This is a genomic window from Rhodopirellula baltica SH 1, from assembly GCF_000196115.1.
Classification (GTDB): Bacteria; Planctomycetota; Planctomycetia; order Pirellulales; family Pirellulaceae; genus Rhodopirellula; species Rhodopirellula baltica.
In genome coordinates, this window is record NC_005027.1 from 2,704,796 (window position 1) to 2,723,185 (window position 18,390).

At 54.7% G+C, this 18,390-nt stretch carries 13 protein-coding genes; 7 read left to right on the forward strand and 6 right to left on the reverse strand.

Annotation, left to right across the window (positions count from 1 at the left end; translation table 11 throughout):
* Positions 1-7 precede the first annotated feature (7 nt).
* Positions 8-2,512: a DUF1553 domain-containing protein gene (locus RB_RS10555; protein WP_011120349.1), complete on the reverse strand. Its 2,505-nt coding sequence runs from the start codon at positions 2,510-2,512 to the stop codon at positions 8-10.
* Positions 2,509-3,885: a DUF1501 domain-containing protein gene (locus RB_RS10560; RefSeq protein WP_164921843.1), complete on the reverse strand. Its 1,377-nt coding sequence runs from the start codon at positions 3,883-3,885 to the stop codon at positions 2,509-2,511. Before RB_RS10560 ends, RB_RS10555 begins: the two co-directional genes overlap by 4 nt.
* Before the next feature lie 233 nt (positions 3,886-4,118).
* Between RB_RS10560 and RB_RS10565 the strand changes: the two genes are divergently transcribed.
* The gene (locus RB_RS10565; RefSeq protein ID WP_007333750.1) at positions 4,119-5,663 is read left to right on the forward strand and encodes a glycoside hydrolase family 5 protein; all 1,545 of its coding nucleotides are present in this window, start codon (positions 4,119-4,121) and stop codon (positions 5,661-5,663) included.
* 175 nt (positions 5,664-5,838) lie between these two features.
* Here the strand turns inward: RB_RS10565 and RB_RS10570 are convergent, their stop codons facing one another.
* Complete coding sequence (locus RB_RS10570; protein WP_011120353.1) at positions 5,839-8,583, reverse strand: DEAD/DEAH box helicase; 2,745 nt, start codon at positions 8,581-8,583, stop codon at positions 5,839-5,841.
* Entirely contained in the window at positions 8,537-8,917 is a 381-nt protein-coding gene (locus RB_RS10575) for a hypothetical protein (protein ID WP_011120354.1), read from the reverse strand. The genes RB_RS10570 and RB_RS10575 overlap by 47 nt, the downstream gene beginning before the upstream one ends.
* A 29-nt stretch (positions 8,918-8,946) precedes the next feature.
* Between RB_RS10575 and RB_RS10580 the strand changes: the two genes are divergently transcribed.
* Together RB_RS10580 and RB_RS10585 are read left to right on the forward strand one after the other, a co-directional pair.
* Complete coding sequence (locus RB_RS10580; RefSeq protein WP_011120355.1) at positions 8,947-9,234, forward strand: hypothetical protein; 288 nt, start codon at positions 8,947-8,949, stop codon at positions 9,232-9,234.
* 25 nt (positions 9,235-9,259) lie between these two features.
* Positions 9,260-10,204: a metallophosphoesterase gene (locus tag RB_RS10585; RefSeq protein WP_164921844.1), complete on the forward strand. Its 945-nt coding sequence runs from the start codon at positions 9,260-9,262 to the stop codon at positions 10,202-10,204.
* A gap of 827 nt (positions 10,205-11,031) precedes the next feature.
* Here the strand turns inward: RB_RS10585 and RB_RS10590 are convergent.
* Positions 11,032-12,591, reverse strand: coding sequence for a hypothetical protein (locus RB_RS10590; RefSeq protein WP_011120360.1), 1,560 nt, complete (start codon positions 12,589-12,591; stop codon positions 11,032-11,034).
* Between the two features lie 206 nt (positions 12,592-12,797).
* On the opposite strand from RB_RS10590, the gene RB_RS10595 reads away from it, so the two are divergent.
* Positions 12,798-14,171 carry an outer membrane protein assembly factor BamB family protein gene (locus tag RB_RS10595; protein WP_011120362.1) on the forward strand — a complete coding sequence of 458 codons (1,374 nt, stop codon included), beginning with the start codon at positions 12,798-12,800 and terminating at the stop codon, positions 14,169-14,171.
* Positions 14,172-14,243: 72 nt separating this feature from the next.
* Here RB_RS10595 and RB_RS10600 read toward each other — a convergent pair whose 3' ends face one another.
* Positions 14,244-14,996, reverse strand: coding sequence for an AraC family transcriptional regulator (locus RB_RS10600; RefSeq protein WP_164921845.1), 753 nt, complete (start codon positions 14,994-14,996; stop codon positions 14,244-14,246).
* Between the two features lie 121 nt (positions 14,997-15,117).
* On the opposite strand from RB_RS10600, the gene RB_RS10605 reads away from it, so the two are divergent.
* From RB_RS10605 to RB_RS10615, 3 genes are all read left to right on the forward strand, one after another.
* A complete protein-coding gene (locus RB_RS10605; RefSeq protein ID WP_011120364.1) occupies positions 15,118-16,089 on the forward strand; it encodes a dihydrodipicolinate synthase family protein in 972 nt (323 codons plus the stop codon).
* Positions 16,090-16,099: 10 nt separating this feature from the next.
* Positions 16,100-17,359, forward strand: coding sequence for an NAD(P)/FAD-dependent oxidoreductase (locus RB_RS10610; protein ID WP_164921846.1), 1,260 nt, complete (start codon positions 16,100-16,102; stop codon positions 17,357-17,359).
* 157 nt (positions 17,360-17,516) lie between these two features.
* Positions 17,517-18,386, forward strand: a complete 870-nt coding sequence (locus RB_RS10615) for a hypothetical protein (protein WP_231846390.1) — start codon at positions 17,517-17,519, stop codon at positions 18,384-18,386.
* Positions 18,387-18,390 lie beyond the last annotated feature (4 nt).

Here is an 18,390-nt window from a genome sequence, read left to right on the forward strand (position 1 = left end):
GATCGCTTCAATGGTTGTAGGTGAACTCGACGCTCGTCAAAACGCTCCAGGCGACGTCTCGCATCGCGGTGGCTTGGTCATCTTCGTATTCATCCATCACCGCCCCCAGTGATTGACGTTCCGCCGCCGTTGGGACTCGAGACAACGCCCTTTGAAACAAGGTGTCGAGATACTCGTCACGATCCCACTTTTCCGCTGCCGCGAGGCTCGGCAAACTGGCCGGATCATTCAGTTTGGGATTCAGTGTTTCACCATTGGACAGATGAAGAACCTGAACCATTGATGGTTCCGCGTCACGCTCGCATTCACAAACAATCTCGCGAGGATTGCGACCGAAGGTTTTTAGGAAATACGAATCCACCGCGGAATCGTAGAGCTCAATCGCCCGTGTTCCAGCCTTGTAGAAATCCGTCTTCTGCTTGTCGGCTCCCGCAAAAGCGATCTCGGTGAACGAGGTCGATGTGCCTAGGACTTGATCCATCGAATCGAGCAACACCTCCGCCATCAACCGCCGAGGTGCGTAGTGGCTCAGATACTTTGGATCTTCGCGATTTCCCTCGACCGTCAAACTGCTCCGCTGATAAGTCTCGCTCTGCAAGATCGTCCGCATCAACGTCTTCAGATCGAAACCAGAATCACTCAAGTGCTTGGACGCCGCGTTGAGCAGGTCTTCGTTGCTAGCAGGATTGCTGAGCCTTAAATCATCGACTTGTTCGACAAGCCCTCGCCCAAAAAAGTTCGCCCAGATGCGATTGGTGATTGATCTCGCAAAATAGGGATTGGCTGGATCAGTCAACCATTCCGCCAAGACTTCGCGTCGATCGCGTGGGTCGTCAAAGGCCATCGGTTCGGAATCGAGCGGAGCGGGCGGCTGGGCTTTTCCAAGATTGGGTTGCACCAGTTCACCGGACGTCGAAACATACAATTGTCGCACGCCATCGCCGTTTCGCGAATCTCCGCCCCATCCCTTCGCCCGGACTCGCGAAAACAGGTTCGCCATGGCGTAGTATTGATCGTTCGTCCATTTCTCGAGTGGATGGTTGTGACACTTCGCACACCCAATCGACAATCCCAAAAAGGACTGGCACGCGCTTTCGGTCATATCCTCCGGCGTTTGATTGACCGCGAAAAAGTTCGTGGCACCGTTGGTGGCACTGCTGCCGGTGGACGTCAGTATTTCGCGAACCAAAACGTCCCACGGTTTATTCGTGCGGACACTGTCGTGGAGCCAATCGTAATACGACTTGACCGCCACCGGACGAAGCTTGTTCCCGTTGATGACCAGCAGATCCGACCATTTGTAAGACCAATAATCGGTGAAGGATTCCGCCGCCAACAATTGGTCAATCAACGCATCACGGCGTTGGTGTTCGGGTGCAGAGAAATACTGCTCACGTTCCGACTGGGTTGGCAATCGCCCGATCGTGTCCAAGGTGGCACGACGAAGAAATGTCTCGTCATCGCAAGGTTCAGACGGCGGCAACTGAAGCGTTTGAAGCTGCTGCAGGTTCAGATCATCGATGAAATTGCGACGCGGCGCTGACGCGTAAACTTCCGCGGCAAACTCATTCGGATATGGCACCGTCATTCTCGCCAGAGCGACTTTGCTGGCATACCAAACCAGCACCGCTGCTTCGCCGCTTCCATTGATCTGCACTCGGCCGGATTCATCCACACCCGCCACCGCTTCATCGGTGGCCGTGAATTGCGACCAATGAGTCACATCCCGCGAGGTGCCATCGTCGTAGTGAGCCGTCACGAGGACCTGGGAGTGGTCACCTGGATGCAGTTTGGCGTTCTCCGGAGTCACCGTGATCTTTTCAATCAAAGCATCGTCTTCGGAAGGAGCCTCCGCACCATTGGCAATCCACTGGGCCAAGATCTCATAGTCTCGCGAATTCGTATCCAGACGCAGGCCGCCTTTGTGTGGCAGGGCTCCCGTTGGTTTGGCAAGCAGCAAACTGCGGCCAGGATCGGCCATTTCAATTCGGCGCCCGCGGGCTTGCCGAGTGATGGAATGAAAATCCGCGTCGCTGTCGTACCCACGAAGTGACAGCACGAACCCGCCCTTGCCGGCCAACGCACCATGGCACGCACCCATGTTGCATCCCTGCTTTGCCAACACGCTTTGCACGTCGTTTCGAAAGCTCCATTGATGAGGCGTTTTCGTGCCACCGACCGTCACTTCCTTCGCGGTGGTCCTTCCGTCGGTCGTGGTGGCCGTCACCGTCGCGGTCCCACCGGAAACCGCGTGCAAGGTTTGACCGACGACTTTGACGATGCTCGGGTCAGACGACTCGATGGCGACTTCGTCAATCGTTGCACCGGCAATTCCGTCTTGCCAAGTGGCAACTGATAATCGTTGCAAGTCACCTGCATGTGAGAGCTCAAGTTGCTCTGGCAACAAAACCACCGACTCATGCGAGTCTGCATTCGCGATTGAGTTGGTGAATAGCGTTGCGGCCAACATCCCCAACGTGCAAAAGACGGTCAGATGGAATGAACTTTTCACGCGAACAGCTCCTTGATCTCTCGAACGCCGAAGTCAACCAGCGGGAACGGACGCCCGCCGGGACCGGGCAATTCCGCGTGCAGATCCAGATCCATTGCTTTGAAGATCGTTGCGATGATCTCGCCGGGGTTGGTCGGGCGATCCGCGGGAACGCCGCCGACCGGGTCCGACTTCCCAACCGCTCTTCCTCCGACCACGCCGCCACCCGCGAACGTGCATGAGAAACACTGTGGCCAGTGATCTCGTCCTCCCGCCGGATTGACTTTGGGGGTGCGTCCAAACTCGGCCAGCCCACAAACCATGGTGTCGTCGAGCAAACCGCGATCGTGCAGATCAGTGATCAATGCCGAGTAGGCTTGGTCATACATGGGAGCCACAATGTTTTTCATGCCTTCAATGGTCGTGAACGGTTTGCTGCCATGGATGTCCCAAGTGACTTCATTGAAGACCGTCAAAAAAGTGTTGATGGTGACGAACCGCACGCCGGCTTCAATCAGACGGCGAGCTAGCAAGCAGCATTGACCGAAGCGGTTCATGCCATAACGTTCACGGACCGAAGTCGGTTCCTTGGAAAGATCGAATGCCATGCGAGCTTCGGGGCTGTTCATCATCCGATAAGCAGCTTCAAAGTTGGCGTCGAACAGCTTCGCCGACTCGGTGGATTCGAACCGAGCCATGTGGCTTTCGATCGAATCACGCATCCGCCGCCGTCGATCAATGCGAACATCCGGTAGCGACGATGGAGGCAGCAGGTCAGGGACTTTGAAGTTTGGCTGGCTCGGATCCGCCATCAACGCAAATGGATCGTAAGCTTTCCCAAGAAAGCCACCAGCTTGTCCGTTGGGCAGATTCCCACCGCCCCGTCCCATTGTTTGCGGCAAAACAACATGGGCGGGCAAGTCCGTGCGGCGTCCCTGAAGGTATTCAACAACCGCACCGGCATGCGGGTAGTTCACGCCGCCCGTGAACTGACGCCCCGTCTGCAGCATTTGCCATCCCGCATCGTGAACGGCGGCGGCCGTGTGATAACACGAACGAACAATGGAAAACATGTCCGCGATCTCCGCGTGTTTTGGCAGGATCTCCGTCAGCTCAAAATCGCCGCGAGTCGCAATGGTTTTAAACGGCCCGCGAACCTCCACCGGTGCGTTCGGCTTCGGGTCGAAAGTGTCCATCTGACTGGGAGCCCCCAGATTGAAAATCATGATGCATGATTTTCGATCGGTGTTCTTTCCTGCGGCACCGGCGGCTTCGGCAGCCAACAGTTGCGGTAACCCAAAGCCAAGCATTCCGAGGGTTCCGACCTGCAAAAAATCGCGACGGGTCGTCCCGTTGCATGTGTGAGTCTTGGCACGGGATGTCAGATTCAACATGGCTGCGGTTCCAGGGGCTGGATCGAGAGCCGATGATCGGTTGTGGGGACGATCAGTGGGCGGATCAGATGGGCGGGAATCGTCCTTCGACGATCTTGACCATTGTAGCTGAACACGCCACGTCATTTGGGTTGCGATTCGTGCGTCCTCGTTCCGCTTTCGGATGAGATATCATTTCCGATAGCACCACAGTGGTCCTATCCGTGTTTCTCATGATTTCCCCTCGAGTAAAAATGTTCGTTCGTACCACCGATGTTGGTCTTCGTCCGCTGCGTTGGCTGCCTGCCGTGATGCTCGCCGCGATTGGAATCGTCGGGGCTAGCTTGAGCGACGCTTCCGCTCAAACCGCGTTGGGTGAAAAAGTTTTGTTTGGGGAGAGTCCACTCACTGACATCCAAATCACTTCGCAGGATGCGAAGATCGAACCAGTCCCCAACGCTTTGATGAAAGTCACGGTTCCGCCCAGCAATGGCTATCCCAATGTGCAGTGGAATGTCACCGGAACGCCGCTCCGCTTGGACGCGTTTGATGCCCTGGAGACCGAAGTTTTCAACCCCGGCAACCAATCGGTCAAAGTCGTGCTGACGGCACGCAACCCTGGATCGAGCGGTCGCGATGGCAGCAGCGCGGCTGCGGCAACGGTACCACCCAATTCATCTGGAGTCATCCGTGTCGCGTTTGGGACTTGGCATGGACAAACCGACGTTCCCTTTGACGCAGCCCGAATCCAATCGGTGGCTGTCATCATCGAGAAACCAACCGATCAAAGCTCGATCACGATCCAAAGCATCCGAGCGGTCAGCGAATCTCGTTTGCTGGAACAACTGAAGACCACCGCGTTCTTTCAAAACCAAACGCCGTTCTTCGGCCGAGGCGTGAACATCGGCAACGCGTTGGAGGCTCCTCGCGAAGGCGATTGGGGCCCGCGACTGGAAGCAAAACACTTGGACCTGATCCAACAAGCCGGTTTTGATTCGGTTCGAGTGCCAGTTCGCTGGTCGACACATGCCAGCAACACCGCCCCTTACACGATCAGCTCCACCTTCATGAAGCGGGTTCGTTGGGTGGTCGACGAAGCGTTACGCCGCGATCTCAAAGTGATGATCAACATCCATCATTACGAGGGCTTGTACGCCAATCCGGAACAGCATCACGATCGGTTCCTCGAACTGTGGCGTCAGATCGCGAACGAATTCGAGGATGCTCCGCCGGAACTGGTATTCGAAGTTTTGAATGAACCACACGAAAATCTCGACGCCGGCAAATGGAATCGCCTGTTGGCGGACGCTCTCCCAATCATTCGCGAAAAACATCCCACTCGAACGATCGTGGTTGGACCAGCGAACTTCAATTCCATCGACGCGTTGCAGTTTCTCAAACTCCCAAAAGATCGTCAAAACTTGGTCGCAACGTTCCACTACTACTCGCCGTTTCAGTTCACTCACCAAGACGCGGGATGGTTGGGTGACGAATCCAAACAATGGAAAGGCACCACCTGGACTGGAACGCCCGAACAGCAAAAGGCCGTCCGCAACGATCTTGATCGAGCTCTCCGCTGGAGCGTTGAAAACGAGGTCCCCATCTACCTCGGTGAGTTTGGTGCCTACCAAGCCGCCGACATGGAATCACGAATTCAGTGGACGCGTTTTGTCGCCGACGAAGCGATCGAGCGAAGAATCGGAATCGCCTACTGGGAGTTCTACTCAGGGTTTGGAATCTACGATCCGAAACAACAACAATGGCACGAAGGCCTACGCGACGCGATCCTCGGAAAGTAGTTCCAAGCGTTCGCCTCAGGGATTGTGTTCTAGAAATCCGAAGAGCAACGCGTTTTCATCTCGACGGGCTTGGGAGCCCACCGTACGCGGACGCAAACCGGGGAGCATTCGGCAGTCATCTTCGCCCCGGATGGGGCCGACTTTCTTAGCTCGGGGTGGAAGCCCCGAGACCGATTCACCCAAGCAGTTTGGCCAGCGTCGTGGCCAAGGAACGAAGTGATTCATCGTTCTCCAAGCTGATCCGCAATTGAGGCCGACCAGATTCGTCGCGATCCACGCACTGGGTGAGTCGCTCGGTCAACTTGTCGACGGTCTCACTAGCCGGCGCCGAGCCGTTCCCCATCAACTCGCCCGCCAACGAAAGCGCGGCGGTCACCAGTTGCCCGCTCGCAGCGGAGACCTTTTGGGTTCGTTCGGCGGAGAGTTTTTCTGCTTCGGCCTCGACCCGCCGCTGTTGACTTTCATCAACGGGCGCCGCAATCGGCTGAGGCAGAATGACCTCCAACCTTCGCTTGAGATCTTCCATCCCACTTTGCATCGAAACTTCGGACGCATCACTGTCAAAGTTGAGCGACGCGTCGGCTAAATCCTGTTTCGACGCCAGCGTTGTCAGCAACCCTTCTTCGATCGTCGGTGTCGGTTCACTGGTCGTGACCAATTTGTAGACATGAACCGGATTCTCTTGCCCCATCCGATAGGCTCGGGCGATCCGCTGTTCCAACACTGCAGGATTCCAAGGCAAATCCACATTGATCACGGTGTTGGCGGCCTGCAGGTTCAGCCCAGTGGAACCCGCATTGGTCATGTTGATCACGCGGCATTCGGGATCATTTTGGAACCGAGAAACAATCGCAGCTCGCTTCTTCTGTGGCACTTGTCCGTCCAACCGAACGTAGTCGCACCCGATCTGATCCAGACGGTTTTCGACGCGGGTCAGCATTCGTCGCCATTCACTGAAAAGAACAATCTTGCGAGTCGGATCGGCAATCAATCCCTCCAGCAATTCTCCTAACCGTTCCAGTTTGCTGCTGTATTCATCCGCCTCTTGATCCAAAAGGTAGGTGCTGTCGCAGGCCATGCGCGCCATCAGCAAACACTTTTGCATTCGCAGCCGATCCATTTCAGTCATAAATTTCTTGGCCGCAATCTGTGCCACGACTTTCATGTTCGCATCGTGGACTTCCTTCTGTTCGGCCGTTGCCTCACATCGAATGATCTCGTCCGTGCGATCGGGAAGTTGCTTGGCGACCTCCGCCCGTGTTCGCCGAAGCAACACGGGACGCATCTTTTCACGCAGCACATCGAGCTGTCGATAACCAAGCGTTTTGCCTCGATCGTCCACGACGTGATGCTGGTGGAAGAACTGATACGCAGGCCCCAGCAAATCATCGTCGATGAAGCGGGTGACCGTGAATAGTTCGCCAAGGCGATTCTCAAGCGGCGTCCCCGACAACACCAACCGAAACGGGCTCTCCAGTTGCCGAATCACGTTGCTCGTTTTGGATTCCCAATTCTTGATCCTTTGGCCTTCATCCAAAATGATCAAATCCCATGACACGTTTTCGACGGCAGTCAGATCACGAAGCACCTGCTCGTAGTTGCAGATCGTAAAAAAGGTATCACTTTCATACTGCTCGATTCGCTCTTCGCCCTTCCCCAACACGATCTGCGAGGACCGTCCACTGAACCGAGCGATTTCATCCCTCCATTGGCTTTTCAGCGAAGCGGGACAGACAACCAACACACGCGAAATATCGGAGAGTTTGGCAAGCAGTTCGGCCACGCCGATGCCTTGGATCGTTTTGCCCAATCCCATGTCGTCAGCAAGGATGGCTCGTCCCGCCCCAGCGGCGAAGGCGATTCCATCGAGTTGGTATGGCAACAACTCAGCGTTCAAGAGCTTCGTTCGCAACGGATGATCGCTAATGGAAGATCGAATCTGATCGCATTCACGCCGAATGTGTTTCTGCATCAATTCGCGTTGCAGAAACGCTTCCGCGTCTGGGTAGATTTTGACGTCATGCCCGGCTGTTTCAATCGCATTCAAACGATTCATCACCTCGTCCGCGGCAAACATCGGTTTCGTCGCCCCGTTCCCGACGATTTCCATGATGGATTCGTCCACCTCGGCCGGCAAATGGAACAACAATCCACTCGAAGTCTCCCCTTCGAACGATCCGTAATGAACGGCCAAAGAAATCTTTTTACGTTGGTAGGGCTGGCGGAGCTTCGCAGCAGAAAATCGACTCTTGATCTTTTTCTGCACGTGCAAAATGTGCTTGCACGTCCCCAACCGATTCGTGCGAAAGTCGGGGCAGGTGCAATAGGATTCCCTGTCGCCCAAACCACGCACAGCAACTCGGTAAGTGCGACCGGAACGTTCACTGGTGACGACGTAATCTGTCCACGGCGTTTCGGTCTTCATCGATCGAACTCGCATGCGTTCTTCTTCCGCACGCTTGGTCCGCTCCGCGATCGCTCGTTCTCGAAGTTCTTTGGCCGTCAAATTCTCAAGCGGCACAGATTCATCTGGCGGCATTGCCAATCCCAAGACCGATTTCGCGTCGAGCAAGAAATCCAACGCGGCCCCCAAGTGCTCGCAAGGAACCTCGCATTGATCGCAATTCAATTGAAGTTGTTTCTTGCGATCCGAACTCAGCGTGATCGTCGCGATCGCGAATCCACCTTCAATCTCGGCATCTTCGATTCGAACGCGAAACAGGTCTCCACCAAGATAAACGTCTCGGTCCGACTGGATCTCAAACGCTTGCCCGCCGGATCGAATCAACCGCGCACCTTCGTCGCCCAACAGATTGACAGCTTGGTGATAGGTCAACGTGCCCAACCGCTGGTGAAAAACATTCGGACGTCGCTCAGTCTTCGTCTTTCGTTTGCCCGCCGTCTTGGTTTCCGTCGCCATGTGTCAACGCTCCTGCTTTCCAAGCAATCTCTGTGAACCGATACCCAGCACGCATTAGAGCGGATCGGGGATATTCCAGCAGGTGGGCACGAGTGATTTGGCACAATGACGTGCTTCGCAAACCACAGTCAATTACCTTCGTATTGGATGAGGCAACGAATCCCTCGGGAGGGACGCAGTCCTCGCTCACTACGACAACCCGATAATTGTTGGTCGTGCGTTGCTTCGTCAGCGTGGCGACCGCCTCTCGCAGGTCGATCGTGGTGACGAACGGTGACCAAGTGGCCTTTTGACCAGTGACTTGGTATTCTGCACAACACTTTCCCCCGACCATGTGGCACAGAACCTTCCGCCAAACGAATCATGCAATACTTGATCAAGCTGCTGTGCCAAACGGTCACCAAGGCGATTTTATTAATCAGTTTGTTCTACCTGTATTCTTTGCTACAAGCACACGTTTTGCATGTCGATGAGGACAGGAGATTCTTCAGCGACCTATCGTTTGGCAACTACGTCATCCTCTTCTTCATCTCGTTTGTGACCTCTTTCGTGCAGATAGAGAAACAAGGCAGAGATCAGAACTTCTCGTCGCACGGCAATGACCGCAAAAGCGACGTGATACAAGCCGATCAGAACGGTATTCCGTCATAGCATCCTACTTACCAACGGAAGTTTGATGAATCGATCCACCATCGTCTTGCCATTCATTCTCTGTTTGCTCGGAACGCCACTTCTTCAAGCCGACGAACCGGCAGAAGTCGATTCGAATCGGTTTCAACAAGCCCGCTCACGCACCTTTCTGGCGTTTGATTCGCAAACCGAATGGACGTGGAGCAAGCCCTACTTTTTCATGCAGCTTGCCGATCCTCAGTACGGCATGTTCACCGGCAACCAAGGGCTGGACCGAGAAAAAGTGCTCGTTGAGCAAGCGGTGGAACACATCAATCGTCTTCAACCAAAGTTCGTGATCGTTTGCGGGGACCTCACCAATGCCACCCCCAACCAAGCCCGCTACGAAGCTCAAGTCACCCAGTACCAGCAAGATTTTTCTCTGATCGATTCCAAGATTCCATTGGTTTGCGTCTGCGGAAACCATGACGTCGGGAATCGCCCCAACGCGGAATCCATTGCTCGCTACACCCACCATTTCGGCGATGACTACTTTTCGTTTTGGGTTGGCGGCGTCTTCCACGTCGTACTTAATTCAAGTCTGCTGAAAGATCCCAGTGATACTCCAGAGCGACTGCAACAACAGCAGGCCTGGTTGGAGCGACAACTCCAGCATCCCAGAGTGAAGGACGCCAAACACATTTTCGTGTTCCTTCATCATCCGCTGTTTTTGGAACAAGAAGACGAACCAGACCAGTACTTCAACATCCCCTTGGAGCGACGCACGCCGTTGATTGCCTTGCTGAAAGAAGCCCACGTGCGAGCCATCTTTGCGGGACACTACCATCGCAACGCGTACGGACGAGCCGGTGAAATGGAAATGATTACCACCGGTCCGGTCGGCCGACCGCTTGGGAAGGATCCTTCCGGTTTACGAATCGTCCAAGTCCAAGAAACGAGCATTGAACACAACTACCACACGTTGGACACCGTCCCCGCCGCCATCGAGTGAGTGGTTTTTCCGAGCAAAGCGTAGGACCTGAACTTCCGTAGAAAATCGGTGCGAGCAGAAACATCTTTCTATCGAGCCAATTCCTAGCCACAGAGGTCACCGAGAGCACAGAGGATCGTAGGTCAATTGCCTAAGTCCGATGCTCAGCTCCGTGAACTCTGTGTCCTCGGTGGCGAAATCCCACCGACAATAACCTTGAATCAAGTCAAAACCGATGCGCAAGTCGAAATGCCACTTGGCCAAGTCGCTCACTGGATGCGGCACATCTCAAGCTGCTTTCTAGCCACAGAGGACACCGAGAGCACAGAGGATCGCGTAGATCAATTGCCTAAGTCCGATACTCATCTCTGTGAACTCTGTGTCCTCAGTGGCGAATTCCCACCGACAACATCCTCGAATCAAATCAAAACCGATGCGCAGTTCGAAATGCCACTTGGCCAAATCCCAGGCTGGATCCGGCACTTCTCAAACTGCTTTCTAGCCACAGAGGTCACCGAGAGCACAGAGGATCGTAGGTCAATTGCCCAAGTCCGATGCTCATCTCTGTGAACTCTGTGTCCTCTGTGGCAAACTCCAAACAACGATTATCTTAAGTCAGCTCGAAGCCAACGAAGGCAAGACGTGGCAACTTGGTTGAATGAACGTATCTGGCTTGCCCGACTAAGCAGGTACGCAGGTGTCATCGGGTATGTGAGCCGTTTGGCGTTCGCCACGGTTCCCACGCAAAACCGGGGCTAACGCCCAAACGGCTCACAAGTTGAAACCCAACCATTCCTGCGTACCTGCTTAGCGCGGGCCTCGTCGGATGCACCTCGCACAAATCCAGGTCAGGCCAACGCTTCTCGGACTCGGTTGACGAGCGAGTTATTGCGGTCGTTCTTCCCCGGCAGCAAGTAAGTTGCCGCGGCCAAGTAGCGGTTTCGCAGTTCCGGTGAGACGGCGTAGTAGTCTTCCAGTGCAGCGGAACTGTATTTGTAGTCGTGCGAATCGTTGCCCTTCAAGAACGTCAGTTGACGCGCGGCGTGGATCAAATCTTCGGCCCTGCCGTTGGTTTCGAGGTACTGGAATGTCGCAGTCGCCGCAACCGAGCGATCTTTTCCCACCGAGTCAAAAATCTGCTCGACGTTGACCGAGTCTTCGCCGACGGATTCGGAAGCAAGTTCGTTGATCTGCGAATCACCAACCTTGCCGCGAGAATCCATGGCTTGCCGGAAGTGTGGAATGAAGGCCGCGTTTTGCAACAGCAATCGCAATCGGTTTTGATCACTGGAGGCAATCCGGTAGGCGTACTGCAACGCGTTCGTCGACGTGGCCGAATGCAACGCCACAATCGCGGGTTGCTGCATCACCATCTCGCCCGCCGACAAAAACAACGCGTCGCTGATCGATTGAGGATGGATGCCCGACTGAATCAACTTGGCGGTCTCGCGAACGGCGTCTTCCGGTGTCGCCTGGCGTAGGGTCTGCAAATGCTGAATGGCAGCTTGATGATCAATCTTTCCCTCATTCCAACTTGATCCCAACTCGAGAATGAGTTCTTCGGTCACTCGGCCGGCGCGGTCCGCGGCCAAATCGCTGGTCGAAGGGTTAGGCTCGCCAGTGTGATTGAGTAACGCGTAAGTCAACGATCTCAACACTGGTTCCGCGTATCGCCAGCCGATGCACTGCAGCGTTCGAAATCCATTGGCAACGTAGATCGCCTTGTGACCGATACTGCGAAAGTCGCGGCATCCATAGCGTGCCATCGACTCGAAGACTTCATTGGCACCAGCGGAACGAACGTAGCCAGCGATGGCGACGTCGGCGGCTTCCACGTCCCACTTTTGCATTGCTTCTTCAAAAGATCGTTTGGCCATATGCGGCGGAGGAACCGCCGACTCATCAACGGCCGCCATCGTCCAATCACCTTCTTTCACATCCTGCGATTGCGCAGACTTGAAATAATCCAACGCCCAAAAGATCGGCAACCATCGGTCCTCGTCCGGTGAACCAAGACTGGCCAAGTGAGCCGAATTCACCACCAGCACAGCATGAAACTTAAAACCAACCGATGGTCTCGGTTGCACATTGCGAACACCCGCCAACAACAATGCGGTCAAGACTTCGCGGTAGCTGGTCCCGCTTCGAATTTTGTCCGCGAAAGCTTGCACGACTCGTTCCCGCGGAGTGTCCTCCAACAACCGTACCAATGGCTCGATGTCGTCGCTGAACCGGACCGTGTTATGCTCCAGCGTCGCTTCAGCGGCACTGACTCGCGGCAAACCTCGCATCATAGCGAGTTCGCTGAACGCCAATCCGGCGGTCACTCCACCGATAACTTCCATGAATTGACGACGTTGCAATGGAAGCTTCCTGGCGGCAATTTTCGTTTGATTGACTTGGTTCATCGCAATGGTCCCTTACGCGGCGTGAAATCCGTTGACTCATTGCTCAATTGTAAAGGTTGTTCGCGAAGAACGCCTCCTTTCCCCACCTCCCAGCGGGTTTGCTCGCAAACACAAGCATGCCAGCACTGTTCCCCGCCGCTAAACTCTCATGACGCGAAACTCGATCCTTTCCTGACAGATTTATTGCCACCAACCCGCTGTGGAACATGACACGCACCTTCTCTCAACCGATTCGGTTTCAAACCAAGCACGTAATCACCATCGCGGCGGTCGCGCTCGCTGGGATGTCCGTTTGCTCGCAAGTGCAGGCCGACCAGTGGTCTCAGTTTCGAGGTGATCAAGCAAACGGGGTTGCGGAAACATCGCATCCGGCTCAGTGGAGTGAGACTAAAAACGTTGCTTGGGTACATCCCATGCAAGGCGAAGGATGGTCGTGCCCGGTCGTTTGGGACGATCGAATTTTCTTAACCGAAGCGGTCCCTTCGGGAACAAAAGCCGAATCGGATGGTGACGACAACAATCGTGCACAAGGCAAGGACCCGAGCCAAAAAACGTATCAATGGCAAGTCGTGTGTTTGGACTCGCAATCAGGCAACGAACTGTGGCGAAAGACCGCCCGCGAAGGCCGACCGGTGATGGAACGCCATAGTTCGAACACCTATGCGACGGAGACTCCGGTAACCGACGGAAAGCACGTCTACGCTTACTTCGGAATGATGGGCGTTCACTGCTTTGACATGGATGGAAAACTAGTTTGGCAACGTGACCTTGGGCAATACAAAATGCGGGCGGGATGGGGAACGTCCAGCTCACCGGTGTTGCTGAACGACAAACTGTTTCTCCAAGTTGACAACGAAGAGCAGTCGTTCCTGGTCGCACTCGATGCTGAAACCGGCGAAGAAGTTTGGCGAGTTGCTCGTGATGAACCATCGCAGTACAGCTCTCCTATCGTCTGGAAGAACAGCCTCCGAACCGAGTTGATCGTGGGCGGAACCAACTATCGCTCCTATGATCCACAAACCGGCGAATTGCTGTGGCAACTGAACATGCAAAAAGGTCGCAGCTCAGCGACACCGTTGGCTATTGGCGACCGACTTTACGTTGGCACCGAATATCGAAACCGTGGTGGCAGCGATGATGGAGGCGGGTACTTGTTCGCAATCGCACCTGGAGGTCAGGGCGAGATTGGAACATCGGAAGATTCTGCAAACGATAAGTCCGTTGTTTGGAAGAACCCTGAGTCGGGTATTCAGATGGCGTCGCCAGTGCTTTGCAAAGGTCACCTGTATCTGTTGGAACGGCGTAGCGGTGTGGTTCACTGCATCAACGCGGACACCGGTGAGATGGTTTACGAAAAACGTATCCCTCGAGCCCGTGCGTTTTGGGCCTCGCCATGGGTGATGGACGACCAAGTTTTCTGCATCGACACCAATGGCACCACATTCATCTTGTCCGGGGGCCCTGACTTCGAAGTGGTCGGCAAGAACGAGATTGACGAATTGACTTGGTCAACGCCAGCGATCGCGGACGGTGCGTTGTACTTTCGCACGGCGTCAAAGCTGTATTGCATTCGCGATTAGGATCGCGAATGATTTGAATCTTCTTGTGCACTGCAAACTGGCCGAACATTTCAACACTGGTTCGCTAAACGCTTACAGTTCGTTGTCCTGTTTGGCCTTTCGGTAATGACTGGGCGACATTCCGGTCGCGCGTCGAAATTGGCGAGTGAAAGCGCTCTGATCCGCATAGCCTGCTTCATGTGCGATATCAACGATGGGCATGTCTGTTGTCTCGAGATGTTCACAAGCGAAATCGATGCGTTGTTTCACCAACCATTGCCCGGTATTGAGACCAAAGGCGATTCGCATCCGTCGGTCCAATTGGAAGCGTGACAAATTCGCGACCTCCGCCATGTCAGTCACGCTGGTTCGCTTGTCGCGATTTCGTTCCGCGAAGGCGACCGCTTTGGCAACGCTCTGATAGTCATCGCTCGATTTGTTTGGTCGGCCCAAATCACGCGAGATCCCGACAACGCCCACCGAGTTCCCGTCTCGACCGCGGAGCGGATACTTGTTCGTCAAACACCACCCAACGTCTCGTGATGCATACAGATGCAATTCCAATTGGGCCTCGAGTGCCTTTCCGGATTGCAAAACGGCTTTGTCTTGTGCCGTGAAGTTCGCGCCAAAAGGTGCTCGCAAAATTTGCTCTGACGTGCGACCGATCAACTGAGACTTTTGCTTGAGACCGCACCGCTGCACCAAAGTTTCGTTGACGACCACATACTGGCCTTCCGCGTTTTTGATGAAGTACACCGTGTCGTGCAAACCATCAAACAAACGTTCAGCCGTGAAGGGTTCGGCGAGCAGTTCAAATAGCTGATCCGGAAGGCTGTTGAGGGGCATTATTGGATTGTGCGCATTTTCAAGTCGGTTATCGAGACTCGGACAAGACAACTTTGCCCATCGAAGCATACTCTATCGCCGAACATCAACCATTCAATCGCGATCGCAGAGTGATTTCGCCATGAGCACCAGCCAACCCGCCGTCGATGCGTCCATCTTCCAAGGCTGCATTCCCGCACTGATGACCCCATGCGACGCTGATCGGCAAATCAACTTCGCCGGTTTGGTTCGCAAAGGCCAGGAGATGATGACCGCGGGCATGACAGCGGTTGTTTATTGCGGGTCAATGGGCGATTGGCCGCTATTAACAGACCAGCAACGGCAACAAGGCGTTCGTGAATTGACCGAAGCCGGTGTGCCCGTGATTGTTGGAACCGGCGCACAGAACACATCGCTAGCAGCCGCTCATGCCAGCCATGCGGCAGAAGTTGGCGCGGCTGGATTGATGGTGATCCCACGAGTGCTTTCACGAGCCACATCGCCGATCGCACAACGGCATCACTTCGCCGCGATCCTGTCGGCGGCCCCGAACCTGCCCGCGGTGATCTACAACAGTCCTTACTACGGATTTGAAACCAAAGCGGACCTGTTCTTTGACTTGAGAGGCGAGTTCCCGAACTTGGTTGGATTCAAAGAATTCGGTGGCGCCGCATCACTGTCTTATGCCGGCGAACACATCACACACGCCGACAACGATGTATTGCTAATGGCTGGCGTCGACACCCAGGTCTACCATGGCTTTGTCAAATGCGGTGCGACCGGCGCGATCACCGGCATTGGGAACTGCTTGCCCGCCGAAGTCTTGAAGTACGTTGAATTGTGCGAGGCCGCAGCCGATGGCGACTGCCAAGCCGATCAATACGCTCGCGAATTGTCCAATGCCCTGACCGTGTTGTCAACATTCGACGAAGGCCCTGATTTGGTACTTTACTACAAATACCTGCTGTTTTTGCTGGGAGACGCCGACTACGAATTCCAATTGAACGCGTCAGATGCGCTCTCACCAAGCCAAGCGACTTTCGCCGAGAAACAACTCGCTCAATTCCAACGCTGGTGGAAAAATTGGTCCGGAAAATCCTACACCTGTTCATGAGCTGCGATTCATGAACACAAACCAATCTCCCCAGTCAGCAACCATTGTCGGCTCCGGCATCGTCGGTATCGCTTGTGCCCACTACTTATCCGAGGCGGGACTCGACGTCACCGTCATCGATCGCGGCACCATCGCGGGGGAATGCTCTCACGCGAATTGCGGTTACATCTGCCCCAGTCATGCGTTGCCGCTAACTGAACCGGGAGCGTTTTCCGTTGCATTGAAATCCATTTTCAATCCACGATCGCCATTCCGCGTCAAACCACAAATCAGTCCGGCGCTTTGGAAATGGATGCTCCAATTCGCCAAACGTTGCACTCACCGAAAAATGCTGGCCGCGGGCAAACCATTGCACGCAATCTTGGAAGCATCGATGAGTGAATATCACTCACTCATCGAGCGATTGTCACTCGATTGTGAATGGAAAGAAGAGGGTTTGCTGTACGTTCTGCAAACCGAACGAGGCATGGAGTCATTCGCGAAAACCGACCGACTGGTTTCCGAAGAGTTTGGGATCCCCGCCACTCGAATCGATGGAATCAATCTGCCCAAATTTGATCCTGGCCTGAAAGAAGGCTTGGCCGGTGCATTCCTGTATCCCAACGACACTTCGGTGCGTCCCGACAAACTGAACTCGCAATGGTCAGCCAAATTGCAGGAACGAGGCGTTCAATTTATCGAAAAATGTGAATTGAAATCAATCAGAAAGGAAGCCGGCCGGATCGTTGCCATTGAAACCAATCGAGGTGACTTCAAAACCGATTACTTCGTTTTCGCCATGGGAGCTTGGAGTACGAAGTGGGAATCAGCTCTTCAGTGTTCCGTCCCGGTTCAACCGGGCAAGGGCTACTCGGTCACAATTGAGAAACCGGAGCATTCGCCCAATCACGCGATTCTTTTTCCAGAGCACAAGGTTGGCGTCTCGCCATTTGACGAAGGACTTCGGTTTGGCTCGATGATGGAATTCGCTGGCTACGACACTTCCATCCCTCGACATCGAATTCAACAGCTTCGTGATTCTGCGCGTCCTTACCTGGTCGCATCTGTCGACGGCCCTGCTCAATCCCAATGGTATGGCTGGCGACCGATGACGTGGGACAGTCTACCCATCATTGGGACACTCCCGGAACTTTCAAACGGATTGCTCGCGACGGGGCACAACATGCTGGGCCTCAGCCTCGCACCGGCGACCGGGCGTCTGATCGGCGAGATCATCACGGGCCAGCAAACCCATTTGGACCCGGCTCCCTATTCACCAACTCGGTTTTGACGCGGGCAGCACATCAGCAGTCTCCTTTGGTGCGGACGGCTAAGATACCTAGGAAACGTTTTCGTTCCCGGTACCTCGCCATCCACAAGACTGCTGTTCGATGAGCCTTCGACTGATCGCTTGCTGTTTGCTATCGCTGTCTCTCACAACATCGACGATGGCGAAGCCCCCACTGCCAATTGATTCACAATCAATTCTGCAAATCCCAACGTCCATCGACGGCGAACCTCATCCGGGTCGACGAGTTTCGGTCACGCCAGCCGAATATGCCCGAACCGACGTCCACCACACGATCTATCTCCCGAGCGACTGGACCAACGACGGCGTCCCCTTGCCGATCATTTTCGAGTACACCGGCAATCACTATCCGGCGTCCGGCTCCACCGGCGAAGTCGCCGACGCCGGGCTGGGGTTTGGATTGTCCGCAGGACAATTCATTTGGGTGACGCTTCCATTCATCAGCCAAGATCACCAACGCAACCAAATCACTTGGTGGGACGACAAAGAAGCGACGGTTCAATACGCCAAAACCAACGTTCCACGAATCATCGATCAATACTCAGCGAATCCCGACCAGGTTTTCCTCTGCGGTTTTTCGCGAGGTGCGATCGCGGTGAACTACATCGGATTGCACGATGATGAAATCGCGAAGCTTTGGACCGCCTTCATCACTCACGACCACTTCGACGGCGTTCGCGAGTGGAAAGGAACGGATTGGGGCAGTCCCCTCGCGGAGTACCAATCCGAAGCGAGCGAGCGGCTGAAACGCGTGGGCGATCGTCCCTACTTGGTCTGCCAAAATGGTTTCTACGCGACCCAAGACTTTGTTCGTCGTGTGCTACCGGCAGCAAAGAATTTCACTTACCTGTCGGTCAACACGACCGAAGCACTTGGTTCATTCCCAAACGAATTCGCAAAGGCCAGTCACAACGATCGATGGCTCAATCGCCCCAACCGCTACCGCACGGAAGCTTGGAAATGGATGAATCGCGTTTTGTCCGAGCAAACGACCGAAACGTCTGACTGATTGT

Excerpts from the sequence above, each read along its gene's own strand:
- RB_RS10560 (WP_164921843.1), bottom strand. The coding sequence starts at position 3,885 with ATGTTGAATCTGACATCCCGTGCCAAGACTCACACATGCAACGGGACG.
- RB_RS10565 (WP_007333750.1), top strand. The coding sequence starts at position 4,119 with ATGTTCGTTCGTACCACCGATGTTGGTCTTCGTCCGCTGCGTTGGCTG.
- RB_RS10570 (WP_011120353.1), bottom strand. The coding sequence starts at position 8,583 with ATGGCGACGGAAACCAAGACGGCGGGCAAACGAAAGACGAAGACTGAG.
- RB_RS10575 (WP_011120354.1), bottom strand. The coding sequence starts at position 8,917 with ATGGTCGGGGGAAAGTGTTGTGCAGAATACCAAGTCACTGGTCAAAAG.
- RB_RS10580 (WP_011120355.1), top strand. The coding sequence starts at position 8,947 with ATGCAATACTTGATCAAGCTGCTGTGCCAAACGGTCACCAAGGCGATT.
- RB_RS10585 (WP_164921844.1), top strand. The coding sequence starts at position 9,260 with ATGAATCGATCCACCATCGTCTTGCCATTCATTCTCTGTTTGCTCGGA.
- RB_RS10590 (WP_011120360.1), bottom strand. The coding sequence starts at position 12,591 with ATGAACCAAGTCAATCAAACGAAAATTGCCGCCAGGAAGCTTCCATTG.
- RB_RS10595 (WP_011120362.1), top strand. The coding sequence starts at position 12,798 with ATGACACGCACCTTCTCTCAACCGATTCGGTTTCAAACCAAGCACGTA.
- RB_RS10600 (WP_164921845.1), bottom strand. The coding sequence starts at position 14,996 with ATGCCCCTCAACAGCCTTCCGGATCAGCTATTTGAACTGCTCGCCGAA.
- RB_RS10605 (WP_011120364.1), top strand. The coding sequence starts at position 15,118 with ATGAGCACCAGCCAACCCGCCGTCGATGCGTCCATCTTCCAAGGCTGC.
- RB_RS10610 (WP_164921846.1), top strand. The coding sequence starts at position 16,100 with ATGAACACAAACCAATCTCCCCAGTCAGCAACCATTGTCGGCTCCGGC.
- RB_RS10615 (WP_231846390.1), top strand. The coding sequence starts at position 17,517 with ATGGCGAAGCCCCCACTGCCAATTGATTCACAATCAATTCTGCAAATC.